The organism is Lachnospiraceae bacterium JLR.KK008 (assembly GCA_037015955.1).
Classification (GTDB): domain Bacteria; phylum Bacillota; class Clostridia; order Lachnospirales; family Lachnospiraceae; genus VSOB01.
This window is the reverse complement of sequence record CP143548.1, coordinates 2,151,637-2,177,207: the sequence shown is the minus strand read 5'-3', so window position 1 is coordinate 2,177,207 and position 25,571 is coordinate 2,151,637. Positions and strand designations below refer to the sequence as shown.

General features: G+C 43.6%; 26 protein-coding genes and 2 tRNA genes. 21 read left to right on the top strand and 7 right to left on the bottom strand.

The window, feature by feature from the left end:
* Positions 1 to 76 precede the first annotated feature (76 nt).
* The 6 genes from V1224_10925 to V1224_10900 all read left to right on the top strand — a co-directional run bounded on the left by V1224_10925 (position 77) and on the right by V1224_10900 (position 5,392).
* Positions 77 to 1,378, top strand: coding sequence for an RNA-binding domain-containing protein (locus V1224_10925; GenBank protein WWR14998.1), 1,302 nt, complete (start codon positions 77 to 79; stop codon positions 1,376 to 1,378).
* A gap of 191 nt (positions 1,379 to 1,569) precedes the next feature.
* Positions 1,570 to 2,313: a DUF1998 domain-containing protein gene (locus tag V1224_10920; GenBank protein WWR14997.1), complete on the top strand. Its 744-nt coding sequence runs from the start codon at positions 1,570 to 1,572 to the stop codon at positions 2,311 to 2,313.
* A 193-nt stretch (positions 2,314 to 2,506) separates the two neighbouring features.
* A complete protein-coding gene (locus V1224_10915) occupies positions 2,507 to 3,541 on the top strand; it encodes a virulence RhuM family protein (GenBank protein ID WWR14996.1) in 1,035 nt (344 codons plus the stop codon).
* Positions 3,542 to 3,989: 448 nt separating this feature from the next.
* Positions 3,990 to 4,247 (top strand): ATP-binding protein, encoded by a 258-nt coding sequence (locus V1224_10910; GenBank protein ID WWR14995.1) that lies wholly within the window; start codon positions 3,990 to 3,992, stop codon positions 4,245 to 4,247.
* 123 nt (positions 4,248 to 4,370) lie between these two features.
* Positions 4,371 to 4,847, top strand: a complete 477-nt coding sequence (locus V1224_10905; GenBank protein ID WWR14994.1) for a hypothetical protein — start codon at positions 4,371 to 4,373, stop codon at positions 4,845 to 4,847.
* A gap of 14 nt (positions 4,848 to 4,861) precedes the next feature.
* Entirely contained in the window at positions 4,862 to 5,392 is a 531-nt protein-coding gene (locus V1224_10900; protein ID WWR14993.1) for an ATP-binding protein, read from the top strand.
* A 190-nt stretch (positions 5,393 to 5,582) separates the two neighbouring features.
* On the opposite strand, the gene V1224_10895 is transcribed toward V1224_10900, so the two are convergent.
* Both V1224_10895 and V1224_10890 read right to left on the bottom strand, forming a co-directional pair.
* Positions 5,583 to 5,656, bottom strand: a tRNA-Met gene (locus V1224_10895).
* A gap of 21 nt (positions 5,657 to 5,677) precedes the next feature.
* A tRNA-Val gene (locus tag V1224_10890) sits at positions 5,678 to 5,750 on the bottom strand.
* 264 nt (positions 5,751 to 6,014) lie between these two features.
* Between V1224_10890 and V1224_10885 the strand changes: the two genes are divergently transcribed.
* Both V1224_10885 and V1224_10880 read left to right on the top strand, forming a co-directional pair.
* Positions 6,015 to 6,494: a dihydrofolate reductase family protein gene (locus tag V1224_10885; protein ID WWR14992.1), complete on the top strand. Its 480-nt coding sequence runs from the start codon at positions 6,015 to 6,017 to the stop codon at positions 6,492 to 6,494.
* A gap of 295 nt (positions 6,495 to 6,789) precedes the next feature.
* Positions 6,790 to 7,314: a phosphatase PAP2 family protein gene (locus V1224_10880; GenBank protein ID WWR14991.1), complete on the top strand. Its 525-nt coding sequence runs from the start codon at positions 6,790 to 6,792 to the stop codon at positions 7,312 to 7,314.
* A 21-nt stretch (positions 7,315 to 7,335) separates the two neighbouring features.
* Here the strand turns inward: V1224_10880 and V1224_10875 are convergent, their stop codons facing one another.
* Complete coding sequence (locus V1224_10875; protein ID WWR14990.1) at positions 7,336 to 7,929, bottom strand: 4Fe-4S binding protein; 594 nt, start codon at positions 7,927 to 7,929, stop codon at positions 7,336 to 7,338.
* Positions 7,929 to 8,141 (bottom strand): 4Fe-4S binding protein, encoded by a 213-nt coding sequence (locus V1224_10870; GenBank protein ID WWR14989.1) that lies wholly within the window; start codon positions 8,139 to 8,141, stop codon positions 7,929 to 7,931. The genes V1224_10875 and V1224_10870 overlap by 1 nt, the downstream gene beginning before the upstream one ends.
* 300 nt (positions 8,142 to 8,441) lie before the next feature.
* Between V1224_10870 and V1224_10865 the strand changes: the two genes are divergently transcribed.
* Entirely contained in the window at positions 8,442 to 10,430 is a 1,989-nt protein-coding gene (locus V1224_10865) for a leucine-rich repeat domain-containing protein (GenBank protein ID WWR14988.1), read from the top strand.
* A gap of 133 nt (positions 10,431 to 10,563) precedes the next feature.
* Here the strand turns inward: V1224_10865 and V1224_10860 are convergent, their stop codons facing one another.
* Entirely contained in the window at positions 10,564 to 11,763 is a 1,200-nt protein-coding gene (locus tag V1224_10860; GenBank protein WWR14987.1) for a GDSL-type esterase/lipase family protein, read from the bottom strand.
* Between the two features lie 251 nt (positions 11,764 to 12,014).
* Here V1224_10860 and V1224_10855 point away from each other — a divergent pair, with 251 nt between their 5' ends.
* Entirely contained in the window at positions 12,015 to 12,650 is a 636-nt protein-coding gene (locus V1224_10855) for a hypothetical protein (protein WWR14986.1), read from the top strand.
* A gap of 313 nt (positions 12,651 to 12,963) precedes the next feature.
* Complete coding sequence (locus V1224_10850) at positions 12,964 to 14,079, top strand: hypothetical protein (GenBank protein ID WWR14985.1); 1,116 nt, start codon at positions 12,964 to 12,966, stop codon at positions 14,077 to 14,079.
* Between the two features lie 179 nt (positions 14,080 to 14,258).
* Here V1224_10850 and V1224_10845 read toward each other — a convergent pair whose 3' ends face one another.
* Together V1224_10845 and V1224_10840 are read right to left on the bottom strand one after the other, a co-directional pair.
* Complete coding sequence (locus V1224_10845) at positions 14,259 to 15,293, bottom strand: GHKL domain-containing protein (GenBank protein WWR14984.1); 1,035 nt, start codon at positions 15,291 to 15,293, stop codon at positions 14,259 to 14,261.
* A 284-nt stretch (positions 15,294 to 15,577) separates the two neighbouring features.
* Entirely contained in the window at positions 15,578 to 16,282 is a 705-nt protein-coding gene (locus V1224_10840; protein ID WWR17469.1) for a LytTR family DNA-binding domain-containing protein, read from the bottom strand.
* A gap of 346 nt (positions 16,283 to 16,628) precedes the next feature.
* Between V1224_10840 and V1224_10835 the strand changes: the two genes are divergently transcribed.
* The 10 genes from V1224_10835 to V1224_10790 all read left to right on the top strand — a co-directional run bounded on the left by V1224_10835 (position 16,629) and on the right by V1224_10790 (position 25,568).
* The gene (locus V1224_10835) at positions 16,629 to 17,834 is read left to right on the top strand and encodes a hypothetical protein (protein ID WWR14983.1); all 1,206 of its coding nucleotides are present in this window, start codon (positions 16,629 to 16,631) and stop codon (positions 17,832 to 17,834) included.
* Positions 17,835 to 18,474: 640 nt separating this feature from the next.
* The gene (locus V1224_10830) at positions 18,475 to 18,996 is read left to right on the top strand and encodes a MarR family transcriptional regulator (GenBank protein WWR14982.1); all 522 of its coding nucleotides are present in this window, start codon (positions 18,475 to 18,477) and stop codon (positions 18,994 to 18,996) included.
* The gene (locus V1224_10825; GenBank protein WWR14981.1) at positions 18,968 to 20,317 is read left to right on the top strand and encodes an MATE family efflux transporter; all 1,350 of its coding nucleotides are present in this window, start codon (positions 18,968 to 18,970) and stop codon (positions 20,315 to 20,317) included. The genes V1224_10830 and V1224_10825 overlap by 29 nt, the downstream gene beginning before the upstream one ends.
* 108 nt (positions 20,318 to 20,425) lie before the next feature.
* Positions 20,426 to 21,304, top strand: a complete 879-nt coding sequence (locus V1224_10820; protein WWR14980.1) for a YicC/YloC family endoribonuclease — start codon at positions 20,426 to 20,428, stop codon at positions 21,302 to 21,304.
* 13 nt (positions 21,305 to 21,317) lie between these two features.
* Positions 21,318 to 21,572, top strand: a complete 255-nt coding sequence (locus tag V1224_10815; GenBank protein ID WWR14979.1) for a DUF370 domain-containing protein — start codon at positions 21,318 to 21,320, stop codon at positions 21,570 to 21,572.
* Complete coding sequence (gene gmk / locus V1224_10810; GenBank protein WWR14978.1) at positions 21,569 to 22,204, top strand: guanylate kinase; 636 nt, start codon at positions 21,569 to 21,571, stop codon at positions 22,202 to 22,204. The genes V1224_10815 and gmk overlap by 4 nt, the downstream gene beginning before the upstream one ends.
* On the top strand, positions 22,204 to 22,437 hold the full coding sequence (gene rpoZ / locus V1224_10805) for a DNA-directed RNA polymerase subunit omega (GenBank protein ID WWR14977.1): 234 nt from the start codon (positions 22,204 to 22,206) through the stop codon (positions 22,435 to 22,437). Before gmk ends, rpoZ begins: the two co-directional genes overlap by 1 nt.
* A gap of 4 nt (positions 22,438 to 22,441) precedes the next feature.
* On the top strand, positions 22,442 to 23,788 hold the full coding sequence (gene rimO, locus V1224_10800; GenBank protein ID WWR17468.1) for a 30S ribosomal protein S12 methylthiotransferase RimO: 1,347 nt from the start codon (positions 22,442 to 22,444) through the stop codon (positions 23,786 to 23,788).
* The gene (gene pgsA / locus V1224_10795; protein ID WWR17467.1) at positions 23,772 to 24,308 is read left to right on the top strand and encodes a CDP-diacylglycerol--glycerol-3-phosphate 3-phosphatidyltransferase; all 537 of its coding nucleotides are present in this window, start codon (positions 23,772 to 23,774) and stop codon (positions 24,306 to 24,308) included. Before rimO ends, pgsA begins: the two co-directional genes overlap by 17 nt.
* On the top strand, positions 24,309 to 25,568 hold the full coding sequence (locus V1224_10790) for a competence/damage-inducible protein A (protein WWR14976.1): 1,260 nt from the start codon (positions 24,309 to 24,311) through the stop codon (positions 25,566 to 25,568).
* Positions 25,569 to 25,571 lie beyond the last annotated feature (3 nt).

The following is a 25,571-nucleotide window of genomic DNA, read 5'->3' as shown; positions in this document are numbered from 1 at the left end:
TAGGTGGCGAATAAAGTGTCTATTAAGTGTTGATTAAAATAACAAAAAAGGATATACTAAATATGGAGGTGATATTGTGAATTTCGGTATGGAAACTGAGCTGATTGAGTTTAAAAAAACGACTGGAGAATTGAAAGAAGGCATTATTTCATTGGCTTCTATGTTGAATAAAAATGGAAAAGGTACATTGTATTTTGGAGTTAGAAATGATGGTAAGATCTTAGGCCAGCAAATTGGTGATCGTACATTGCGAGAAATATCTCAGGGAATTGCGAATGCGATTAAACCGCAGATTATTCCGACTATTATTATGGAATTATGTGATGATAAAAATGTAATTAAAGTTACTGTAGAAGGAGATGAAAAACCTTATTCAGCCTATGGAAAGTATTATATGAGATCGGCGGATGAGGACAGGGAAATATCGCCACAGCAATTACGCAATCTGATGCTTAGTGTATCAGATTCTATAGTAAATATTGAAGCAAATAATCAAGAGTTGAGTTTTGAGCAACTAAAGACGTTATACGCCGGAAATAATCTTACGCTTCGGGAGAATACGTTTGAGCAAAATCTAAATCTTTTAACACGTGACGGAACTTACAACTTAATGGCGGCTATTCTGGCAGACATTAACAGTTATTCAATTAAAGTTGCGGTATTTCATGGGACAGATAAGACAAATCTGATTAAACGGAATGAATATGGTTATAAATGCATGCTTGTAGCTGTGAAGCAGGTGTTAGACTATATGGAGGCGTTAAATGATACGATAGTGGATGTAGGAAGCAGTCTTAGAAAGGAGAGCAGACTGTTTGATTTCCCATGTTTTAGAGAGGCATGGTTAAACGCTTGTCTGCACAATCGCTGGTCGAGACAGACGCCGCCGGCTGTGTATATGTTTGAAGATCGCATTGAGGTCATATCAGTGGGAGGATTACCAGAGGGACTTACATTGGAGGAATTTTATGAGGGAAAAAGTAAGCCTGTGAATCTTGAACTTCAGCAGATTATGGTGCAGCTGGATTATATAGAACAGACTGGGCATGGAGTTCCTTTGATCATATCTCGATATGGGAAAGAAGTGTTTGATATTACGGAAAATTTTATTACGGTAACAATTCCGCTAAACAAAGATAGAGTAATGGGAAGCGATTTACAAAAGAAGAAGGGGGTTGTATTGAATGAATGCGATAAGAAAATATTAAGTTGGATGAAAGAGAACAGTAATATTACAGTGCATGAACTTAGCGGACAAATAGGGGTTGGAGTGACAACGATTACGAAGCATATTCGTGTTTTAAGAGAAAAAGGCATTATAAAAAGAATAGGTTCTAAGAAAAATGGACAATGGGTAATTGAAGAAGAAACCTTATAGTTTTTGGCTTATTATGTGTAAATAAGATAATGAAGCTTGGAATCAAAGAAAGAGGTCAGTATGGAACATATATTTTTAACAGAGATAGATATTTTGCTAGTGAGGCACTTGAAGAATATTAAAATAAAATTGTCTAGAGATGAGATGAAACACTTAATACTTACGGAATTAATGGATGTGGAAAAACAACATTGCTTAATGCAATTAGCAGTCAAATAGGGATTCATGAGTGGGGATTTGCAGGTTCAACATGGAGACAATTTGATTTTGGCATTTCTTCAGAAAAACTAAAAATAAGTAATAGTTTATCAAAAGATATTGATGGTAAAGAAATGTATCAATCGTATAAAAATGGGGAGTTTGTGCAGATATATTTTCCTTCTGATAGAAAATTTGAAATAAGTAAATCAAGGACAGTTGAGACTGTAGATATAAGTGCAGTAAAGAAGCCCACAGAAAAAATGAATTATATATTTGGACAGTTATTGATATATTTATATTTTGAAAAATTGATAAAGCGGCCATATCATTCAAAATTTGCCCGAAATGGATGTCGGCATGTAAATGTGGAGAATGTAAATCTGGGTTATGATTTTATAACGGACATGTTGGTGATGGAATTTGCTCTGGACAGTACACGGATTGATACTAGGCGAAATGATAATCCATGGCTTAACCGGGCAGCGCTATCGTTGGCAGAAGCCATTCGTCTGGCAGCGAGTAAAGCCTTGAATATTGAGTTTATGGAGCTGGTTACAGGATATCGGTTAAGGGAGAATGCGAAGGGATTTTTTGTGGATATTTATTTATATGACAGCCTTTCTAGTGGCGCGGGATATGCGGACAGTGTATCAGAAGAAATAGAATGGCTATTAGATGAAGTTAAATACTTCTGCAAAGCTGTGATTGCGGCAGTTCCTGTTATAAATGTCTGAAACATTATCGAAATCAGCATGTGCACGGCCTTATGCAGTACAGAAGATTATTGAGAATTGTTGTTAGAAACATTTATACCTTACCGGATACCTGTCAGTTCCTAAAGGGTATGTATGAATGGGATGTCCGCAGGATGTGGATTAAGAGAGTAGATTGTAATAATAGATTGTCGGAATAAGATTGGGTGATTTTATGGTCAAAAAGATACAGATCAGAAATAGTACTATGGATTTTCTTGTGTTTACCAAACAGAATGGGGAGGACGGCATTGAGGTCAGAGTTCATGATGAAGATGTATGGTTGACACAAAAGAGTATGGCGAGGCTTTTTGATTGCTCAACGGACAATATTGGTTTACATTTGAAAAATATTTTTGCCAGCGGAGAGTTAGAGGCAGAAGCAGTTACCGAGGAATCCTCGGCAACTGCTTCTGATGGCAAAAAATATAGGATGAAATTTTATAATCTTGACGCGATTATCTCAGTGGGCTATCGAATTAATTCCATTCGGGCAACCCAGTTCAGGCAGTGGGCAACAAAGGTATTAAAGACCTTTGCGATTCAGGGTTATGTGTTGGATAAAAGACGGCTTGAAAATGGGCAGATATTTGATGAGGAATATTTTGAGCATTTACTTGATGAGATCAGGGAAATTCGTGCAAGTGAGAGAAAATTTTATCAAAAGATAACCGATATCTATGCAACGGCAGTGGATTATTCTCCTACAGCGGCTACATCTGAGGATTTCTTTGCTATGGTTCAGAATAAGTTGCATTATGCAATTCATCATCATACGGCTGCAGAGGTGATCGTAGAGCGTGCAGACCATAGAAAAGAACATATGGGGTTGATTACTTGGAAAAATGCTCCAATGGGTAAGATCGTTAAATCGGATGTCAGTATTGCAAAGAATTATTTGACAAAAGTGGAAATGCAGGAGCTAAATCAGTTTGTCACTATGTATTTGGATTATGCGGAAAGACAGGCAAGACGACAGATTCCTATGACTATGGAAGATTGGGCGAAAAGACTGGATGTATTTTTGGAGTTTAATGAGGAAGAAATATTGAGGGATAAGGGTAAAGTATCAGCTGAAATTGCTAAAAGCTTTGCTGAGAGTGAGTTTGAAAAATATAGAGTTATTCAGGATGGACTGTATCAAAGCGATTTTGATAAGTTATTATTTGGGATTGGTGAAAGTGGGAAAGAAAACTCGAAAGCAACTTGACATTAATTCACTGTCAATTTCATCCCAACTTAACATTAGCGAACCATACGCCCTACGAAGTTATGCGGGTTTCTGGGATTTTCGCTTTAAAAAAGTAAAAATAGTTTGTGACATTAACTTGACATACGCGGTGTATGGGGCGATTTGTGTGGAGGATAGTCTGCCGGGGTAAAAGAGAGTAGATTTTTAGGGGAATAAGCACTTTGTTTTTCGTATATGGCGTCGGATAAAGTGCTTTTATGATATATTTTTGCCATTCTGATTTATGTCCTTGATTTTTTTGAGTGTTATAAATATTTTGGCATAAAGTGTCAACTAAATGTGTGTAATATCATAAAGAAAATTGATTTACTTTCTCATAAATAAACAGATTCTACTTATAAAAAAGAAAAATGATTATAATAATTATTAGATTATAATATAATTTGAATTGGTTGGAGGATATTTTATGTTCGTAGAAAACAAGACAACTGAATTCAAGCGAGAATATGTGGAAGATATTAAAAATACGATTGTTGCCTTTGCAAACTGTGATGGCGGTACACTTTGTATCGGAGTGAACGACGATGGAACAGCTTGCGGTGTCGATGATGTTGATGATACTATGTTACATGTAACCAATGCAGTTAGGGATGCTGTGTGGCCAGATATTACTATGTTTGTGGAATGCCGCAATGATGTAATGGACGAAAAGGCAATTGTATGAGTAATTGTCCAGCGCGGTACGGCAAGACCGTATTATCTGCAAGGAAAAGGAATTCGCCCGGAGGGTGTTTATGTTCGTCAGGGAGCATCGACAGTTCCGGCAACAGATACCGCTATCCTGAATATGATCAAGGATACAAGTGGTGACAGCTATGAGGCGGCTCGCTCTCTCGATCAGCATCTTACTTTTAATAAAGCTGTCGATTTCTTTAGTAAACGGAAGGTAGGGGCTGGAAGAACTCAGATGCGTTCGCTTTACCTGACTGGCGAAGATGGTATGTACACAAATCTGGCATTTTTGCTGTCTGAACAGTGTACACATATGATCAAACTGGCTGTCTTTGAGGGGAGTAAGAAATCTGTATTCAGGGATCGACAGGAATTGTCGGGATCCCTTTTAAATCAGATGGAGGAAGCTTTCAATTATATTGATCGTTACAATCGTACCCGTGCAGAATTCTCAGGACTGGACCGGTTAGACATGAGAGATTATCCCGCGGAGACAATCCGTGAGGCACTACTGAATGCAATCGTCCATCGGGACTATTCTTTTAGCGGGGCTACGCTTATCAGAATTTTGAAGACCGGATTGAATTCGTAACCATTGGTGGTTTGGTGAAAGGTATTGTATTGGATGACGTGATGCTGGGAGTGTCCGCGCTGCGCAATCAGCATTTAGCGAATATTTTCTATCGTCTGAGACTGATTGAAGCATATGGTACAGGGATTCTTAGGATTAAGGAATGTTACGATAATTATGTTGTGAAACCTGTGATCGAAACAACAAGTAATGCTTTTAAGATTACGCTTCCCAATACCAACTTCCATGTAGAAGAACAAAAAGCTCAAAATATCCTTAGAACGGGTGGAGGTACCAGTGCGACAAAAAAGGAAGCACGAATCAATACTGTTTTGGAACTGTGTCGCAGTAAAGGTTTTATTGTTCGCAGTGATGTAGAAACGGAACTTGGTGTGTCCCAATCTACGGCAATCCTGCTTTTGCGAGAGCTAACTGACGAGGGCGTGCTGATAAAAAAGGGAAGACAAAAAACTTGCGATACTATGAGAATAAATAAAGGAACGGTTAAAATTATGCCATTAAAATATGAGCGTGAAATGAACCAGTTTCACATCGAAAATACTTAGGTAAAGATGGAGGCGGAGATATGCCTACGTTAAGTGAGATCACAAAGAATTATTAATATTTCAATAATAAAAGCGCAGAGGAAGCGGAACGGCAGATTGAGGAAGCAATATCGTACTGCTGTTTGATTATCTTAAAAAAATAAAAGTCTCGAAAACAGCATAAACACTGTACTTTCAAGACTCTTGTGAGTAGCGAGAGGGGGACTTGAACCCTCGACACTGCGGGTATGAACCGCATGCTCTAGCCAGCTGAGCTATCTCGCCATATGATATGATAGAAATGAGTGGGACCTATAGGGCTCGAACCTATGACCCTCTGCTTGTAAGGCAGATGCTCTCCCAGCTGAGCTAAGATCCCATTCATACGGGCTGTTATGTGCAACCCGCTTTACTAATATACTATTATTCCCATAACTTGTCAAGTGTTTTTTTATCTTTCTTACGATAACATACTATTGCCGACTAAAGGAAAGTGTATTTGACAAAACTAAAATTTGAGACTATGATATAAAAATTAAAGTGCATTCTGATATAAGAAAGTTTTTACAATTTTATTTTTCATTGAAATTGTGGATAAATGTAAATAGGGAAAGTGCTGTTACTGTCAGGCAGGAGAACTACCGTGAAAAACAGATTAATTCTATATATTGCGATGTCTTTAGACGGTTATATTGCTGAAAAAGATGGGAATATAAGTTTTTTGGATGAAACCCCGAGTCCATCCCCCGATCTTGGATATAAGGAATTTTATGATTCCCTGCAGGCAATCATACTTGGAGGGAAAACCTACCGCCAAATAAAAAAGGATCTTTCCCCTGATAAATGGCCATACGAAGGAATGCCCTGTTATGTATGTACACGTCAACAACTTCATTATGATCCGAATGTCCAATTTACGTCTATACCGCCGGGGAAACAAGTGTTAGATTTCATCTCTGAAAAACATTCGGGAAACATTTGGCTCTTAGGTGGGGGAGAAATAATTCGCTGTTTTATGCAGGAGAATTTAATTGACAGATATTACATTTATGTTATGCCAACTGTCCTTGGAAATGGAATTCCGCTTTTTCCCCGGAGTTTCCGAAAATCAATCTTAAATTAGAGAGCTGCAAAAACATTGGAGAGATTGTTGAGCTGATTTACCAAAAATAAATGTTTTTTCAATGACAGATCTATGAGAGATGATCGCTTGAATTTTTATAAATGTGTGATACAATGAAGCCATCATACAGATACACAGGGTGTGTCCAAGGCGGCTGATACTTTAAAAGGACTATTTCAGTAAATATGGAGCGTGACATAGAAAGGCAGGCCAGTCCGGTTGTGGGCTGGCTTTTGTAGTATTAATAAACATGCAGGGTGCGCAGCCCTCGAAGAGAATGTAGAAGGAGAAGATTATGGAGATAGAAATACGGTTTTTGGATTTCCTTCAGGGAATAAGGACACCGCTTGGCGACGAGATCATTCCTCTTATCACGAAGCTGGGAAATGCGGGAATGATCTGGATTCTGCTGACGGTTATTTTGCTGATGATTCCCGGAATGAGGAGAAGCGGGATGCTGATGGCAGCCGCACTGTGCATCGATTTTGTACTCTGTAACGGTGTATTAAAACATCTGTTTGCCAGAACAAGGCCCTGCGATGTAAACGCCGCTGTTGAGCTTTTGATCGCAAGGCCGGTTGATTTTTCATTTCCCTCCGGGCATACTGCCGCCTCGTTTGCTTCCGTCTCGGCGCTGTATTTCGCCGGAGAGAAACGATTGTTCCGATTTGCGTTTGTACTGGCGGTATTGATTGCGTTTTCCAGACTGTATCTGTATGTACACTATCCGACAGATATTCTGGGCGGGATTGTGATCGGAGTCATTTCCGGGTATCTCGCCGGCCGGATACTGAATGCGTCCGTATTTTCCAGGAAATAAATGTAAATTCAGTTCAGGAGGTTACTTTTGCTTGTCTGTGGCCGCATGTCTGGCCTTGCAGATCAACTGTGTCATCGTTCCCATAGGGCAGTAGACACACCAGGAGCGCGGTTTGAACAGGATCATCGTCACAAAGCCAAGTACGGTTGAGGTGAGCATCACACTGTAAAATCCGAAGGCAAACTGTGCGACGCCGTCTGAGAACAGGGTGCCATGGTAAGCCCAGTGCCAGGGGAGCTTAAAGGTCCATAAAAGAGTTACGATCGTATTTAAGCTCTTAGCCCCGGCAAATACCAGACAAGTGTTCCACAGCATGAGAAAAAACATGGTAAAGAAGAAGAGCAAAAATCCATAGCGGAAATAGCCTGACTTCATCCAGCGGGGAATGTCTTTTTTGCGGGAGAGCCCAAATCTGCCTCCGGCGAGTGAGAATAGCTGGCCTCTGCCGCAAAATCTGTTGCAGTAGGCTTTATTGCCCTTTATAACTGCAATCAGCAGCGGTATGAAGAAGCAGAGAAGCCCGAGCCAGGCAAAGAGGATATTAAAAAATCCCAGGATCAGGTAAGTGAGAGAGAGAACCCAGAGGTAATCATACCATTTTTTCTGTTGTTTCATTATTCTGTCACCTCCAATGTAATGATGCTTGCGGGGCATTCCTTTGCGCATTTTCCGCACCCGACGCACAGGCTTTTGTCAATCTCGGCGTGAATGCCTTTGGGGATGGAAATGGCGTTTCGCGGGCAGACTTTCATGCAGCATCCGCAGGCGACACATTCCCGGACATTGACAATGGCTCTTTTCTTAGCTGCTCTTGTTGATTTTTCCATAAACGATCTGTTCTCCTCTCTATTTCGGTTTGAAGTCTGCGACCTGGGCATTTTTTACTCCTTTTCGGAAATCATAATTATTATTTCTGTCACTGATACCAATATAACTGCTTTCCGAACAGAATGCAATCAATATCCGGTTCGAAGGGTTTCAAGAGGGGGAAGCGCCGTGAGTGGGGAGAGTGACAGAAGACGCAAAGCGCTCGGAAAAATTTTGCATTACAGGCAGGAAAGACTATTGATGTTGCCTGGCGGCTGGGCTATAATTAAAAATAATATGCTGAAGATGAGAGGATGACAATGAAAATAGTTGAGATTACCTGTCCTTCCTGCGGCGCAAGGCTCAGTCCGCCAAGTGTGCAGACCAGACTGATGACCTGCGAATACTGTGGGAATCAGTTCCTGCTTGACGACGAGAGAACACAGAACATTACCAATTATAATATCTATCAGGGCTTTCCGGCCAGTCCTCCCAATCAGGGCAGACCGATCAGAGTGTATCAGGACCCGACGCAGAAAGACAGAGGGAACCTGAGGGTGGTAGTTGGAATCTGTACGATGGCTGTGTCGCTGCTGCTGTTGCTTTTTATATTGAGCAGCGCTCTCCGATTCCGCCCCAATACGAGTGTATACGATGAGACAACAACACCTTACAGCTATGACGATGATCCGCTGGAGGAAGAGACTTATGTGGCCGCGACGCCGAACTGTGAGCTTTATCAGGCTATGATTGAAGAAATGTTCGGAAAGAGTACCGGGGTCACGGCTCAGGAGCTTGCCCGGGTGAAATATCTGAAGGTACAGGTATCTCATGAAGGCGACAAAGTGTGGTACAGTTTTGACGATCCCTATGGAGAGGCGCCGGATATCCGGGTGGCCTCATTCCCGAATCTGGAGTGGAATGTCAGTGACACCGCGAATTTTACCGGACTGGTGCTGCTTGACGCCAGCTATGGCCTGCCAAGCGACATGGATTTGAGCGGTTTTGACCAGTTAAAGGGAATTATTGTCAACGGAACACCGCTTTCCCAGATCGCGGAGATGGTTGATCCGGAGCAGATCACAGAGCTGCGGCTGAGCAATATTGATTCCATGGAAGGAATCCATTCCTTTGTCAATCTGGAGCGGCTGTCGGTTGTAGATATGCCGGATACGAATTTAAAGCTGTTGGTTTCACTGAAAAAATTGAAAGAGCTCTCTCTGGAAGATACGGTGCGTTCCGATTCAATCTCCGTCGGGGAGGAGATTGTCAGGGTGACGGATTATTCGGCGATTGCCGTAATGACAAATCTGGAGTCTTTGTCACTGAGTTCTGATCTGATCCGGGATGTGGGATTTTTAAAAGGACTGCCGAATCTGCGTGCTTTTTCGATGGAGGACAGTGCGGTCATCAGTCTGGAACCTTTGGCGGAGCTGCCCGGTCTGCAGAGCCTGCATCTTGCAGATAATTATGAGATCAAAGACTATGGACCGATCGGCCAGATGACCGGACTGACGGAATTATCGGTCGACAAGATGACATCCGATGCGGACCCTGACCTGTCGAGTCTGACAAAACTGGAGAAAGTGGAGCTGTGCGGCTTTATGTCGGTCGGTTCCCTGCGGGGACACAGTAATATCAGAGAACTGACCATACATAACTGCAATATCGACGGCATGGACGCACTTTCCACATTGACAGGAGTGGAGCGGTTGACGATGTATGCTGTCTGGCAGTCTCATGGACTCTATATTACGAATCTGAATTTTCTGGACGGGATGAAGAATCTGAAATATGCTGATCTCAACGGCAACCTTGATGGCAGCGGGTGGAGCGGCTACAATTACGGCGTTGAGGTTTATGGAGATATTTCTTCGGTATTCAACCATCCGTCGTTAGAAGAGCTTTATCTGGACGATAGTACATGTGAAATTAACTTTGACCGTATCGGAGAGAATTCAACGCTGCGTGTACTCAGTCTGAGATCGGCAGATCTCAATAAAAACTTTTATGTGGAAGATTATGGTGGGATTCTCAATGCGTGGTATGACGAGGTGGCTCTCGTCGATCATCTCGATTTCCTGGCAAAGTTCCCGAATCTGGAAGAGCTTTATCTCGACAGCAATGAACTGACAGATTTGGAGTTTACGAGAAATCTGAAAAAGCTGACACGGCTGAGTGTGAAAGACAATTATATTACGGATTTATCGCCGTTGACACAGGCAGAGTATCTGACATACTTGAATATCAGTGAAAATCCTGTTGGAGAGTGGGATGGCGCTGACGAAAAGGTAGAGATCGTCCAATAAGATACGAAAAGACAGGAAATCCGAAAGAATTTTCTGTATCAATAAGGAAAAGGACCTCCCATAAGTCTGTATCTGACTTATGGGAGGTCCTTTTTGGTTTGGTGAGCAGCGGGAAATCAATACTCCCTGCCAATTATAAATAATTTCTGATCAGATGCACTAAAATATGTCTTCCAAGTACTTCGCTGCCAAGGTCGTCAGGGTGGATGTCGTCTTTGAAAAAGGCGTTGCGGACTTTGGCATCGCTGCTGTCCAAAAATCCCTCTTTGTAGAGATCGATGACATGAAAACCAAACTCATCGGCCAGTTCGATCTGCACATTGGCATATTTCTGCCAGTTTTCACCGGTATATTCTTTGTAATCTTCCATCTTATTCGGATAGGTGATTACCACGTAGACGTCGGCGTCCGCATATTGTTTGCTGATCTGTCGGAACGTTTTGTAAATATCGCCGCAGTAAGTGCCGGCCTGCGGGTCGTCCAATGAACCGAAATGGTCGGAACCGGCAAACAAGTCATTGATGCCGCCAAACAGGACGATGATGTCGGTATCGTCGGGAATATCGCCGTATCGGTAAACGATAGCGTCGTCGTTGTCATTACCGTCAAAAGGAGTCCCGCCGATGCCGAGGTTGATAATCTGCGCGGAAGTATATTTGGAAATAAAGTCCGTATAATTCATACCGCTGCCATCAGGAGTGAGCGTGCCGCCATTTCCGGCAGTGATACTGTCGCCAAGGAAGGCGATCTTTTTGCCCTTCAGCGGATCTCCGCAAAAATTAAGAATAAAAGAATCGATGCGGTCGATCTCCTTTGTTTTACGGAATTTATCTTCGATCTCGTAGGCTTTTCGCAGTTCCCGGTATTTTTCCGAGATCATCTCACCGGTCTCTTCTTCGGAGTAGATATTGCCGGACGGATACTTTGTCCTGTCGTCATCTGCCTCTTCGCCTGTTTCTATTTCCTCTGATTCGTCGTCTTCGTTGTCTGAATCTGTGCCTTGCTTGTCCGTTTTTTCTTTATCGTCCGGCGCTTCGCTGTCAGATTCTCCTATATCAGGTTTCTCTTCATCGGAATCACTGTTCCGGCCGGTCTCGTCATCTATGTCTGCCTCGTTGCCGCCTGTTCCAATGATCCATGTTATCTCATCGTTGGCGGGGGTATTGTCCTGCTCTGTTTTTTCGTTGTCTTTATCATTTTGATCATGCTCCTCTTTTACAGGCTCCTGTTCGGAGAGCATATCCCAGGAGAAGCCTTCTGTGGCAGCTACATGGGAAGGACTGCACAGCGCAACGATACACAGGAAAAGACAGAGTACCTTACATTTTTTCATGATAACACCTCCTCTTTGAATTATTATCGTACATCATTTCGGAGAAATATGCAAATTTATTAAAAAGAATTAATTTTTACACTGTGATAAATGCTTTCAGGACTTGTTCATTCCCTAAATGGGGCAGTTCGTGCCAAATCTGTGAAAAATCTGTTCAGATTGACGATAAACCAAGTGGAAACTATTTCTAAATTAACAGAGAGAGGAAAGGTGTTCCATATAGCTATTGATGAAAATGGAGGATTGCAATAATGAGCGTCAATGGAATAGGACAGAATTATTATCAGAACAATGTATCAACGAATAAGTACAACAGGAGAAGTGCCGGACAGTGCTACCAACAGAAACAGGTGGCAGAGGAATCCATTCCTGGAGGTGCAAGGCAGAATGCCAATGTGCAGGTTATATATGATGCACTTAAATCAACAAATCCAATAATGGGGCAGGAGGAAAACGCTGTATCAAATGACAGCGGCCTGACAGTGTGGTATGGCGATAAGACCTTGGAAGAATGGGCGGCAACAGACCCGAAATATACGGACAAAGCAACAGGTTTTTCATGGTATGTCAGGGATGGGAAGCACCCTTATATGACGGGGGAGGATGCCAAGAAATTTAAGGAAATGTGCAAGGAAACGGGAGAGTCGTGGCTGAAAAAGTTTGCGGAAATGACAGGAACGATACAGCACCTTAATGACAATACAACTGCCTATGTGGGAACAAACGGTACAGCGATTAAATCAAAGGACGGAAAGGAACTGTTTATAGACACGTCATCTATGACTTATGACATGATCATGAATATGTTCAGGAACCTGCCTAAAAGCGGGAATTACTTTGACAGCTCATATTGGCAGAAAAATATCCAGAAAGCTATGTTTGAGTAATTTTCTGCGTTGTCCTCAATCAGCGTATATCCAGTACGCCTCAATCGTCCGCCTTGTCCACTGAGGGTATATACATACGTAATGTTTATTTCAATCGGTATTGTGCTGGCTGCGGGATTACAGCTTCCCTACATCTTGAAGAAATTAGTGAAAATATTGCTCAAATGACCATATAAAGGTAAAAAGTGTCGTTTGGTGCAAGAAGGGTTGAACTCATGACTGAAACATGGATAATGGGATATGTCATTGATTTCACAAAACAGCAACAAGATTCATTTCATTGATTGCATTGAAAGGAAGGGGAGACCGATAGATGAAAAAGATGAAAAAAACGATGATAGCTTCAATGAGTATGCTTATTCTTCTGACATTATTAGGCGGTTGTGCCAGCACATCTCAGGGAGAAGTCCCAGACATTGACCATGGTAGTACAGCAGCAGACACTCAGATGGTTGAAGCACAGGATGAGACAAATATTGATGTCGAAGATGAGCAGGATACAACAGCTTTCGTAGATGAAAAACTGGATGAAAATCTGTTCATCAGTGCAGAATTGAAAGTGCCGGAAAATAACCTTTATGAGTATGCAACGCAGTTAAAAAGCTTTGACTATGATAAAGTGCAGGAAGCAATAGGAAATGCAGAAGGAAACCTTGTTGCTGATGATGGAAGCGATAAATCCACGGGTGGCTCCCTGACATATCAAAGAAACGATATGGCAAACCATTTGGACACCTATTGTTCCTATGCAGGGGAGATGGGACTGGCAGATGACAGGGATCTTTCTTTTATGTCCCGGGAAGATGCTGTTGCAAGGCTGCAGAGCTTTATAGGGATGCTTGACGTGGGTGGAGAACTGGAAGCTTTCGATGTGGTTGCTATGGATCAGGCGGATTTTGAGAGTGTGAAAAAGGCAATATTGGAAGATGGCGACTATCAGTTTCTGTCGGCAAAGGGATATGGAAGTGATACGTTTGACGAAGGCATGGAAGTGTACCGAATCAGTTTTCGAATGAATGTAAATGGGATTCCCGTATACCGAAATGAGCCAAATCTGAGGCAAACGAGTGAGAGATTTCTGGCTTATCCGGCTACTGTAACGGCGTTGCTATCAAATAATGGGATCGAAATGATAACCATGATGGGAATGTTTGAGCCTTATGAGGAACATCAGAAGGAAGCGATTATCATAGGTGAGGACGGCATCAAAGAAGCAATCGTGAAAAGATTTGGTGATGTGATTTTAACAAGCGAGTTCAGGGCAAAGAATATCTGGATGGAGTATTTTCCGCTTCTGAGGGAAGACTCTTTGACAGAGATGGAACTGATTCCGGTATGGTGTGTTGATTTTGAAGTAGATGGACAATCGGTTGAAGACAGCAGGTATTCAATTCGGTTTAACGCAATCACAGGAGAGGAAATAAGATAACTGCAAATCAGCAGGAACATTCGCGGGGAAGTTAATCGCTGTTTTGGATATATGTGTTTCAAATGAATGGCTGGACTGGATATATGGATTTTCACCAGTAAGTTTGACATAACCAGGATCATTTAATAGTTTTACATCAAAATAGGGTATTGACAGGCAGAGACAGGGATTATGGTTTTTCATAATCCCTGTTGTTTTAAAATAATGATTGCATGGAACGTCAGCGTATCAGAATTGTAGTATATCTGCATATTCCCATTGTACTTGGTGACAATTTTGCGGATGCTTTTAAGTCCGAAACCATGCTTATGGCTTCGGGGTATATTTATAGTCGGACTACCGTTTTTCGTTATGAAAGGATCTGTCCGGCAGGAATTTATGACCGTCAAAACTGTAAATGGATTTTTTGCTTTTTTGCTTGTACTAATTTCAATAAATGATTCTGGAATGTATTCAGCCGCTTTCACAGCATTGTCGAGCAGATTGCAGAACAATGAGGTAAGGTCGTTGTCAGCAATAAAATCTGTCGTTCCACTTCGAATGTCAGCATGAAAAGTTATGTGGCTGTCAGTGCATTGCTGCATATAGCGGCATAGAATGGAATTCAGCATTTCATGGTCGCATAGTCTGGAAAATTCCTTCAGGTCTGGTGAGAGTACCAATTGCCGGATATAGGCTCTTATCTTAGCATACTCTTTTTGTTCATTCAGCATATCAATGGACTGCAGGTGCTTTTTTATGTCATGGATTAAAATACGCTGGTTTTCATTCTGTACATTCAGCATCTTATAATATCCAGCCAAATCTGACTCTTTTTGGAGCAATAACTGTATTTCTGTAAATTCCCTGTTTTTTTTCTGATGATACTGGTTGATTTCAAACATAAGCAGATTTGCTGCCAGCAAAAAAACAGCGCCCACAGCAACCATCCAGTCAAGTGACGCTGGGAGGGAAACGGATTCGCCAATACTTATGTAAGTAAACATAATAAAAATTGAGGTTAAGGGAATGAAAACAAATAGAAAAACAGACTGATCATACTGCCCTGTATCCTTCTTCGGGTTTTGCATCAGGTGCATCAGTATATAAGCAACAGCAAAGAATATGAGCTTACTAAAGACCGAAAAAAATAAAAGATGATAAAATTCCCTGCCATTATCAAGGAAGTGAGGGGCAAACCGTTTGGTAATGGCATAAACAATTAATTCACTCATTGTCATAACAGCCGTCAGTATGGAAGAATGAAATACTGCCGCGTACCGATTCAGAGAACATTGAGTCACTAAGAAAATGAAATTCAGTAAAAAATATAATACGAGATTGATCCATATAGCTTCAGACAGTGATACGCAAAACAGCATAAAATATAAACCGCATAGCACGGCAAGCCTTCTCGGCCTGGTGTGTCTGGCGGGAAATAAATTGCAGGAGTACTGCCAGAGTATCATTGCTTCTACAAGAAAACCGAAAAAATAACAGATTGTATTTACCATTTGCTTTACCTTGTACTTTCTAAATAAAGGAGATAGGCTTCTTTGAATGAGCTGTATTTTCTTTTTGTCAGATAAGCAGATTGATTTTCTGATAAATGAACAAGATTACGGTCAAAATCTGTGACATGTTCAAAATTGATAATGAAACTGCGGTGTGTCTGGAAGAAATTGTTTTTAGGGAGAAGTTCCAGCCAGTACTGCATATTGTGGGTGGATTCAAAATCACACAGAGTGGTATGTACCGTTACCTTTCTGCCCTGTGCCTCTACTGCTATGACGGAGGATGCAAGCAGTGTATGCACGCCGTGTTTTGTTTCAACCGGGATTTTTACTGTCATGGTGTTATACAGGTCAACCGCATCTTTCATATTACGAAAAAAACGTTGTTTCGTCAAAGGCTTGGAAAGGTAGCGGAATACATGGAACCGCATTGCCTCATCAAGATATTCGGAATAAGAAGTCACAATAAAAATAATAATATTTTCATTCTTCTTTTTTAACTCCTTTCCCACATAGATACCATTCATCCCGGGCATTTCTACGTCAAGAAACAGAATGTCCTTTTCACCTTCATCTGCCAAGAGAGATTCCCCATCAGAAAAGCAAATTAATTCAGGACATTTCACACCGATGTTTTCAAAAAAATTTTTTATATATTTCTGAAGCTGTTCAATTATCAGCGCATCATCGTCACAGATGAGTATTCGCATTCTCATTCCTCTTTTCGTGTCATTTACCTCATTTACTCTTTGTACTATACAATAAAGGCCAGAAAAATACAAAAGGCTTGTATGAAAAGACATTTTTTTGTGGATTTTGGGATAAATTGAAAAATAAGAATAAGAAAATGGTCGATTGCAATCCGAGGTTCCCGTTTTGTAATCGACCAAAAATAATGAAAAAAATTACTGGAATGACCAAATGAATGAAAAAAATGTCGTTTGGTGCCAATGGGGTTGTAATCATGACCGGAATAAAGATAATGAGAAGTGCCATTGATTTCACAGAACAGCTACACAAAAGTTCACTACCTAATACAGAATGGAGGAATTTAATATGGTAAAAACAAAATTAAAAGGAGAAAGTCGGATGAAAAGGCAACTATGTTTGATATTGATTGTTATTTTTTCTATGTCTATATTTGGGTGTGGAAATTCAGGGCAGGGACAGGATTCTGGAAGTAAAATAGCAGATGTTCAAAATGAAGTGGGTTCTGAAACAGAAGAATCTTATGTAGAAAACGATATACCTGATGAGAAAATTACTTTTCCAGCAAGTTACGAGAATACCATAGAAAATGTTGATTTTAAGATGGATGTTATTGTTGGTGCTGATTTAGGAGAAAAATTTCCAATTACCGCGAAAGCAAGAATGTTGAAAGTAAATGAGGAGTGGGCATTTCAATCATTATTCAGCGGTAATGATGATTACGAAGTATACAGTTATGAAGAAAAAAACGAATATGGGGAAAAAGTAGATACGGCAACTTATGTCACTCCAGAGGAAATAACATTATCTTATGGTCCGCTTTCCAGTCAGATGTCATATATGCAAAGAGATCTGATGCCATATATACTCAGCTCTTTTGTACTTGATCCGGCAGATGATCGATATAATGCAGGTTTGTATTCTACAGAAGAGCAGTTGTCATTTATGACGCGTGAGGAGGCTTTTCAGATAATTGATAACGCATTAACAGAAGTGAATATTAAATTTGAGCATGTTTATACGGGATATGCGTTAGATTACAATTGTATGCAGTCACAGGAATATCACGAAGATATGGACGGAAATATTGACCGGGCAAACTATAAAAGCGGGTGGTCCGTCTCAGATGAAGGCTATTATTTTTGTGTCAATCAGATATACAGAGAACTGCCGCTTTATCATGTGTATTGTGAGATATTTTCAGATGTAGCAGATGTAAATGCTCCGGTACAGGCATTTATATCAAAAGATGGAATAGAGTATTTGAACATTGAAAAAGTATTTGAAATTTCTGATGAAGGAATGGCAGTCTCTTTAGCTCCTATGGATGTGATTGCTGAAACGGTTGCTCATAAGTATAACCAAATACTCGGAAGCTCAACATATGAAATGACAGAAGCAGAATTATGCTATTATGTTGATTTATCTTCAGGAACAGGCGTATATGATGTAAAGCCTGTCTGGATCGTGAAGGGGATCGAAAAAAGTGAACAGCATGAGCAGGATATTCAGGTCATTATAGATGCACAGACAGCGAAGGAGATTATACCTTGAGAAAATTTTGTAATTATTTGAAAACAGACTTAAAGAGGCCTGTATGCTCAATAATGGGGCAAATTATACAATTCGCTTGCCATGACAAATGCAGGATAAGAATAACAGACCTTATTTAGAAGGTATTATGGATAAAGTAGGACTTGATCCGAAATCATAATACATGTGGAAAAATAATTTTAATTACCAGTCATAATTCAGAAGATATAAATATCCTTTGTGATCATGTTTATAGTATGGAATCAGGGAATTTTGAAGCTGTACGCTGAGATTTATGCTCTTTTCAAAGAGTGCTTTTGGGGGCAGCAATGTCTATAAGTACCTTTGCTACAATTTTTGGTTCATGCTACAGCTATTTCGCAAATTAGCAGGTATAATTTGAAATCCTCACAGTAAGCTGTGGGGATTTTTGTTAAATTTATCATCATGCATTGAATTTTGTTTATTTTTGGAAAATTTACAAACACACTTGACAATACTTCTCTGAGGCGGTTTGGGGACGATCCGTATATGCAAAAACAGAAACAGAATATGGTTACAGTGTCAGGGCATGTGGAAAATCAGCGCTTGCATTATTTTAAAAAATACGTTAATATGTAGCTTGCTACATATTAGGGCGCGAAGGTAAGGAGAGGAATTGATGAAAGAAGACATCTGCATCTGTATCAAACGAATCCATAACCAGTTGGAACGAGGGAAAAACCGCAATTTAAAAGTCCACGGTCTGACAGGGACACAGCTTGACATTCTGGAATATCTGTACTATGGAGACGGGAAACGATGCACGCTGGCCGGCATTGCCGCATTTTTTGATGTAAAACATACGAGTGTCCTGCATGTAGTGAAAATTTTAGAGAAAAAAGAGTTGGTCGTGAGAGAGGAGAAACGACCGGGCAGTCGTGCGGGCCAGATCTTTCTGACCGGGAAGGGCCGGGAGATCATGCAGGAGATTGATGCGAAGAAGTCTCTTGTGCAGAAGATCATGATCCAGGGGATTACGGAGACGGAGCAGGAAGTTTTATGCGGCCTGCTGCAGAGAGTCTACCATAATCTGAAACAGGCGGAACAGAATCTGAAGCAGACGGAGAGCGGCAGCCCGGAACACTCACTTCCGACAGGAGAGGAGAAAGAAGATGAAAGACAAGACAATGGAAATTTTTAAGAACGCACCGGTACCCAAAGCGGTTATCAGCAATGTGGTACCGTCTATTATCAGCATGATCATGGTACTTTTATATAATCTGGCGGATACATTTTTTATCGGCCAGACGAAAGACGCCTACATGGTGGCGGCAGTTTCCGTAGCTACGCCGGCATTTCTGTTTTTTATGGCGGTCGGTATGCTGTTTGGCATCGGCGGGACTTCGCTGATCTCACGGATGATCGGCGAGGGAAACGGTCAGAAGGCGAAAAACACTTCTTCCTTCTGTTTTTGGACCGGACTGACGATCGGCGTTGTGTCAATGGTACTCATATGGATTTTTGTGCTGCCGGTCTGCCGAATGATCGGCGCCAGTGAGGAGACGATCGGCTATGCTTCACAGTATCTGAATATCGTGGCAGGCGGTATTCCGTTTCTGATCATCAGCAACAGTTTCAGCAATATCATCCGTGCGGAAGGAAATGCCAGGACAGCGATGGCCGGCATGGTATTTGGCAATCTGTTGAACATTGTGCTTGACCCGGTTCTGATCCTTGGATTTGGCTGGAACGTGGCAGGCGCCGCCATTGCCACGACGCTCAGTAATATAGTCTCTGCAGTATTTTATTTCGTTCATCTGACTTCCGGGAAGTCCATGCTGTCCATACGGCTGAAGGATTACCGTATCCGCAGCGGTATCGCGGCGGGCGTGCTGGCGATCGGGATTCCCGCTTCCCTGAACAGCATCCTGATGAGCACTTCCAATATCGTTGTCAATAATATGATGGCCGGCTACGGAGATATGGCGGTGGCGGGCCTGGGTGTTGCGATGAAGGTCAATATGATCGTTGTCATGCTGCTGATCGGGCTGGGAACAGGCATCCAGCCGCTGCTCGGCTATTGCTTTGGCGCCGGCGACGGGAAACGTTATATGGATGTGCTGAAGTTTTCTCTCTGCCTTGCCTTTGGGCTGAGCATGGTGATGACAGTGATCTGTTATGCCGGGGCAGGGCCGCTTGTGACGGCCTTTCTGGACAATGAGGATGCTTTCGTGTATGGGATGTCCTTTTCCCGGATTTATATTCTGTCTGGTCCGGTTATGGGCCTTTTGTTTGTGCTGATCAATGCCATTCAGTCCACAGGAGCGGCGGTTCCGGCGCTGATCCTTTCGGTGAGCAGACAGGGGCTGCTGTATCTTCCGATTCTGCTGATCTTTCACGGTGTACTGCATACGGCGCGGACACTTGCGCTTGCCCAGCCGGTGACCGATTATCTGTCTGTGGCGCTTGCGCTTGTATTATTCCTGTATACATACCGCAAGTATATCAAAAAGCGTCCGTAGATTTTATTGACTGAAGCATATTCTTGTTCTATAATTAGAATTAATGTCCAGATCAGGGATTCCGGATCTGATTTTCAGATAACTCAGATAAAGAAGGTAGAGTACGCGATGATCAAAAGTATGACAGGCTTTGGAAGATGTGAGTTTTCCGAAGGAGAACGTAAGTTTACGGTGGAGATGAAAGCAGTCAATCACAGGTATCTGGACGTGAATATTAAGATGCCGAAAAAGCTCGGGCTTTTTGAGTCCGCTGTCCGGGGGCTGCTCAAGGATTATATCGGCCGGGGTAAAGTGGACGTGTTTATTACTTATGAAGATTTTACCGAGAGCAATGTATGCGTGAAATATAACAGGGCGATTGCCGGGGAATATGTGCGGTATCTGCGGCAGATGGCGGAGGAGTTTGCACTGGAAGACGATGTTCGCGTCTCCACGCTGTCAAGGTATCCGGAAGTGTTTGGCATGGAGGAGCAGGCCGTAGACGAAGAACAGCTTTGGAAAGGCCTGGAACAGGCAGTGCGCGGTGCGGCGGATGGCTTTGTCCGCACGAGGGTCACAGAAGGGGAAAATCTGAAAAAAGATCTGCTGGACAAACTGGACAATATGACGGCGGGCGTTGATGTTATTGCCGCCCGTTCTCCGCATATTATCGCGGAATATAAGGAAAAACTGAAGGAAAAAGTGCAGGAGCTGCTGGAAGACACAAAGGTGGATGAGACGCGGCTGCTCACGGAAGTGACGATATTTGCGGATAAGGTATGTGTGGATGAGGAACTGGTAAGGCTCAGAAGTCACATTGCACAGACGAGGGAGGCGCTTACTGCGGGCGGAAGCGTGGGACGCAAGCTCGACTTCATTGCACAGGAGATGAATCGTGAGGCGAATACGATCCTCTCGAAGACAACGGATATCGAGATCTCCAATCATGCGATTGATCTGAAAACGGAGATCGAAAAGGTGCGGGAACAGATACAGAATATCGAATAAGGCGGAGAAGAGCTTGAATCATTTAATTCACATCGGATTTGGCAATATGGTGAATACGGAGAAGGTCATGGCGATCGTCACGCCGGATTCTGCGCCGGTGAAACGTCTTGTTCAGAAAGCGAAGGAAAGCGGTACCGCCATCGACGCCACGCAGGGAAGAAAAACGAAAGCAGTTCTTGTGATGGAGAATAATCAGGTCGTGCTTTCGGCGCTGTTGCCGGAGACGATCGTGAGCAGAGTACAGACAGAAGAAGGGGTAAACAAATGAAGCGAAGGGGAATTTTGGTAGTGGTATCCGGATTTTCCGGCGCCGGCAAAGGTACGCTGATGAAGGAGCTTGTGAGGACATATGATGCGTATGCCTTGTCTGTCTCAATGACGACGCGCAGCCCCAGACCGGGAGAAGAGGACGGGAAAGAATACTTTTTTGTCTCCCGGGAAACGTTTGAGCATAAGATCGCCGGAGGAGAACTGATTGAATATGCGTCGTACTGTGGGAATTATTACGGGACGCCGCGGGAGTATGTGGAAATGCAGCTTGCACGCGGCAAGGACGTGATTCTGGAGATCGAGATACAGGGGGCGCTCAAAGTAAAGGAGCGGTTCCCGTCGGCGCTGCTGTTGTTTGTCACGCCGCCGAGCATCAAGGAGCTGAAACGAAGACTGATCGGCAGGGGGACAGAGACGGAAGAAGTCGTAAGTTCCAGACTTTCCCGTGCCTGCGAGGAGGCGGAAGGCATTGAGAAGTATGATTATCTTGTCGTCAATGACGATCTGGATACGTGTGTGAGAGAGATGCACGGGCTGATTGAGGGGGCGCACAGCGCGCCGGTCAGAAATCAGGAATTTATCGAAAATATAAGAATGCAGTTACAGGAACTGGTGAAAGGAGAAAAATAATGTTACATCCATCCTATTCCGATTTAATGAGAGTAGTAAACAGTGAGGTTGAGGAGGGGGAAGCACCCGTCGTCAACAGCAGATATTCTATTGTTATGGCAACTTCCAAACGTGCCCGTCAGCTGATTGGCGGCGAGGACGCCTATGTGGATTCGGACGGCAAGAAACCGCTTTCCGTTGCGATCGAGGAGCTGGATCAGTCCAGAATCAAAATACAGAATGAAGAAGAATGAAACGATGAATGTATTACTGGTATCTCTCGGCTGTGATAAAAATCTGGTGGATTCGGAAGTCATGCTTGGTATTCTCGCGGCGCGGGGGTATGCCTTTACCGATGATGAGCAGCAGGCGGATATTGTCGTCGTCAACACATGCTGTTTTATCAACGATGCAAAAGAGGAGAGCATTCAGAATATTCTGGAAATGGCAGAGTGGAAAAAAGCGGGGAAGATACAGGCGCTGATCGTGACCGGCTGTCTTGCCCAGCGGTACCGGGAGGAGATTCGGGAAGAGATTCCGGAAGTGGACGCCATCCTTGGGACGATGGCTGTCGATCAGATCGCAGATGCCATCGACGAGGCGCTGGCCGGAAAACGATGCAGCCGGTTTGCAGATATTAATGCGGCGTTAAAGGCCCGGCAGGGCAGCAGGATCGTCACGACAGGCGGACATTACGCCTATCTGAAGATTGCGGAGGGCTGTGATAAGCGCTGCACTTACTGTATCATACCGAGGGTGCGGGGGAATTACCGGAGCGTTCCGATGGAGGAGCTGGTGGAGGAAGCAAAATCGCTGGCGGCAGACGGCGTGAAGGAACTGATTCTCGTGGCTCAGGAGACGACGCTCTATGGCGTTGACCGGTATGGCAGAAAAAGTCTGCCGGAACTTCTGCACAGGCTGTGTGAGATTGACGGTCTGCGGTGGGTCCGCATTTTATACTGTTATCCGGAGGAAATTACCGATGAACTGATCCAGACAATCCGGGACGAGGCAAAGATCTGCCATTATCTCGATATTCCGATCCAGCATGCCAGCGACCCGGTCTTAAAGAGAATGGGCAGGCGTACGACGCAGGAGGAACTGCGGCGACAGATCAAGAAACTGCGGGAGATGATACCGGATATTTGTCTGCGGACAACGCTGATTACCGGGTTTCCGGGAGAGAGCCAGGAGGACTATGAAGAACTGTACAGATTTGTAAACGAGATGGAATTTGACAGACTCGGCGTATTCCCGTATTCTGCGGAGGAAGGGACGCCGGCAGCATCGATGGAGGACCAGATACCGGAGGAAGTCAAGCGCCGGCGCCGGGATGAACTGATGTTGCTTCAGCAGGCGATCGCTTTTGAGAAGACGGAAGGCATGGCACGGCAGAGGACCATCCTGGACGCATTTATCGAAGGTAGGCTGCCGGAGGATGGCGTCTATATTGCCAGAACGTATCAGGATGCACCGAATGTCGACGGTCTGCTCTTTCTGCAGACGGACAGAGAACTGATGAGCGGAGATTTCGTCAGAGCTGTGATTACGGATTCCAACGAATATGATCTGATAGGAGAGATATATGATGAATTTACCGAATAAGCTGACGATGCTGCGCGTAATTCTGATTCCCTTTTTTGTGGTATTTATGCTGATGGAGCTGTTTGGAAGCGCAGACAGGTGGATCGCGCTTGGCATCTTTGTCGTTGCCAGCCTGACCGATCTGCTGGACGGTAAGATTGCCAGAAAATACAATCTTGTCACGAATTTTGGCAAGCTGATGGACCCGCTTGCCGACAAACTTCTCGTGAGTGCGGCTCTGATCTGTCTGTCGGCGCAGGACAGACTGGCAGCCTGGATCGTTATCGTCATCATCAGCCGGGAGTTTATCGTCAGTGGCCTGCGGCAGATCGCCGCGGACAATGGCATTGTCATTGCAGCCAGTTATTGGGGCAAATATAAGACGACATTCCAGATGATTATGATCTGTCTGCTGATCATTCATATCGAGGCACTGACGGTTGTGTCGGCAATCGTCACATGGATTGCCGTGATACTGACGATCGTGTCGCTGGTCGATTATATGATAAAGAACAGAAGCGTATTTATGGAGGATAAATAAATGACCGTAGAACTGGTTTCGGTGGGGACGGAGATCCTGCTCGGAAACATTGTCAATACCAATGCAGCCTATCTCGCGGAGCAGTGCGCGGCTCTTGGCTTTTCCTGTTTTTATCAGACTGTTGTCGGAGACAACGAGGAGAGACTGATGCAGGCGCTGCAGACTGCGTTTGGACGCAGTGACATCGTTATTGCGTCAGGAGGACTGGGACCGACGCAGGATGACCTGACAAAAGAGACGGCGGCGAAAGTTCTGGGCAGATCGTTGTACATGGATGATCATTCCAAAGAGCGGATTGCACAATATTTTACGAGGCGTGGGCTGGAGCTGACAGAAAACAACTGGAAGCAGGCCATGGTTCCGGAGGGAGCGACTGTCATTGACAATGACAACGGTACGGCGCCGGGTATTATTATGGAAGAGAACGGAAAGCGGATCATTCTTCTGCCGGGACCGCCGGGGGAACTGATCCCGATGTTTGAATCTGCCGTTGGTCCTTATCTGGCAGGAGCTGCTGCGGGCGTTATTTATTCTCAGACAGTGAAACTGTGCGGTATCGGAGAGAGCAAGGCGGAGACAATGATCGCCGATTTGATTGCACAGCAGGGGAATCCGACGATTGCGCCCTATGCAAAGACCGGGGAAGTGCATCTTAGGATCACAGCGAAGGCGGAGGAAGAGAAAGAGGCCAGGAAGCTCGTCAAACCGGTCGTCAAAGAACTGAAAAACCGTTTTGGCATGAATGTGTATACGACGGATAAAGACGTGACGCTGGAGGAGGCGGTCGTTGATCTGCTTCTGGCCAACCGTCTGACGGTGACGACGGCAGAGTCCTGTACGGGCGGACTGCTGTCCGCAAGACTGATCAATGTACCGGGGGTTTCCGAAGTATTTAAATCCGGTCAGGTGACGTATTCCAATAAGGCGAAGCATAAACTGCTCGGCGTCAAGAAACCGTCTCTTGACAAATACGGTGCGGTCAGTGAGAATGTGGCCAAACAGATGGCGAAGGGAGCAGCCGTTTCTTCCAAAGCGGATGTGGCAGTCGCGATCACGGGCATTGCCGGTCCTGACGGCGGTACTGCACAGAAACCGGTGGGACTTGTGTACATTGCCTGCAGTGTCTGTGGGAAGATGAAAATAAAAGAATACCATTTTTCCGGCAGTCGGAGCAAGATCCGTGAAAACAGTGTGACGGCTGCGCTAACGTTGATGAGACAGAGCATTTTGGAACATTACAGCGAGGTTACATTCCGTTAAACA

What these genes read in the sequence shown, in the direction of transcription:
- V1224_10825 (WWR14981.1), top strand. Translation starts at nt 18,968, where the DNA reads ATGAAAGACAAGACAATGGAAATTTTTAAGAACGCACCGGTACCCAAA.
- V1224_10870 (WWR14989.1), bottom strand. Translation starts at nt 8,141, where the DNA reads ATGGAAAAATCAACAAGAGCAGCTAAGAAAAGAGCCATTGTCAATGTC.
- V1224_10830 (WWR14982.1), top strand. Translation starts at nt 18,475, where the DNA reads ATGAAAGAAGACATCTGCATCTGTATCAAACGAATCCATAACCAGTTG.
- V1224_10910 (WWR14995.1), top strand. Translation starts at nt 3,990, where the DNA reads ATGTTCGTAGAAAACAAGACAACTGAATTCAAGCGAGAATATGTGGAA.
- V1224_10845 (WWR14984.1), bottom strand. Translation starts at nt 15,293, where the DNA reads ATGAGTGAATTAATTGTTTATGCCATTACCAAACGGTTTGCCCCTCAC.
- rimO (WWR17468.1), top strand. Translation starts at nt 22,442, where the DNA reads ATGAATGTATTACTGGTATCTCTCGGCTGTGATAAAAATCTGGTGGAT.
- V1224_10905 (WWR14994.1), top strand. Translation starts at nt 4,371, where the DNA reads ATGATCAAGGATACAAGTGGTGACAGCTATGAGGCGGCTCGCTCTCTC.
- V1224_10865 (WWR14988.1), top strand. Translation starts at nt 8,442, where the DNA reads ATGAAAATAGTTGAGATTACCTGTCCTTCCTGCGGCGCAAGGCTCAGT.
- V1224_10820 (WWR14980.1), top strand. Translation starts at nt 20,426, where the DNA reads ATGATCAAAAGTATGACAGGCTTTGGAAGATGTGAGTTTTCCGAAGGA.
- gmk (WWR14978.1), top strand. Translation starts at nt 21,569, where the DNA reads ATGAAGCGAAGGGGAATTTTGGTAGTGGTATCCGGATTTTCCGGCGCC.
- V1224_10855 (WWR14986.1), top strand. Translation starts at nt 12,015, where the DNA reads ATGAGCGTCAATGGAATAGGACAGAATTATTATCAGAACAATGTATCA.
- V1224_10840 (WWR17469.1), bottom strand. Translation starts at nt 16,282, where the DNA reads ATGCGAATACTCATCTGTGACGATGATGCGCTGATAATTGAACAGCTT.
- pgsA (WWR17467.1), top strand. Translation starts at nt 23,772, where the DNA reads ATGAATTTACCGAATAAGCTGACGATGCTGCGCGTAATTCTGATTCCC.
- V1224_10850 (WWR14985.1), top strand. Translation starts at nt 12,964, where the DNA reads ATGAAAAAGATGAAAAAAACGATGATAGCTTCAATGAGTATGCTTATT.
- rpoZ (WWR14977.1), top strand. Translation starts at nt 22,204, where the DNA reads ATGTTACATCCATCCTATTCCGATTTAATGAGAGTAGTAAACAGTGAG.
- V1224_10880 (WWR14991.1), top strand. Translation starts at nt 6,790, where the DNA reads ATGGAGATAGAAATACGGTTTTTGGATTTCCTTCAGGGAATAAGGACA.
- V1224_10915 (WWR14996.1), top strand. Translation starts at nt 2,507, where the DNA reads ATGGTCAAAAAGATACAGATCAGAAATAGTACTATGGATTTTCTTGTG.
- V1224_10875 (WWR14990.1), bottom strand. Translation starts at nt 7,929, where the DNA reads ATGAAACAACAGAAAAAATGGTATGATTACCTCTGGGTTCTCTCTCTC.
- V1224_10860 (WWR14987.1), bottom strand. Translation starts at nt 11,763, where the DNA reads ATGAAAAAATGTAAGGTACTCTGTCTTTTCCTGTGTATCGTTGCGCTG.
- V1224_10835 (WWR14983.1), top strand. Translation starts at nt 16,629, where the DNA reads ATGGTAAAAACAAAATTAAAAGGAGAAAGTCGGATGAAAAGGCAACTA.
- V1224_10790 (WWR14976.1), top strand. Translation starts at nt 24,309, where the DNA reads ATGACCGTAGAACTGGTTTCGGTGGGGACGGAGATCCTGCTCGGAAAC.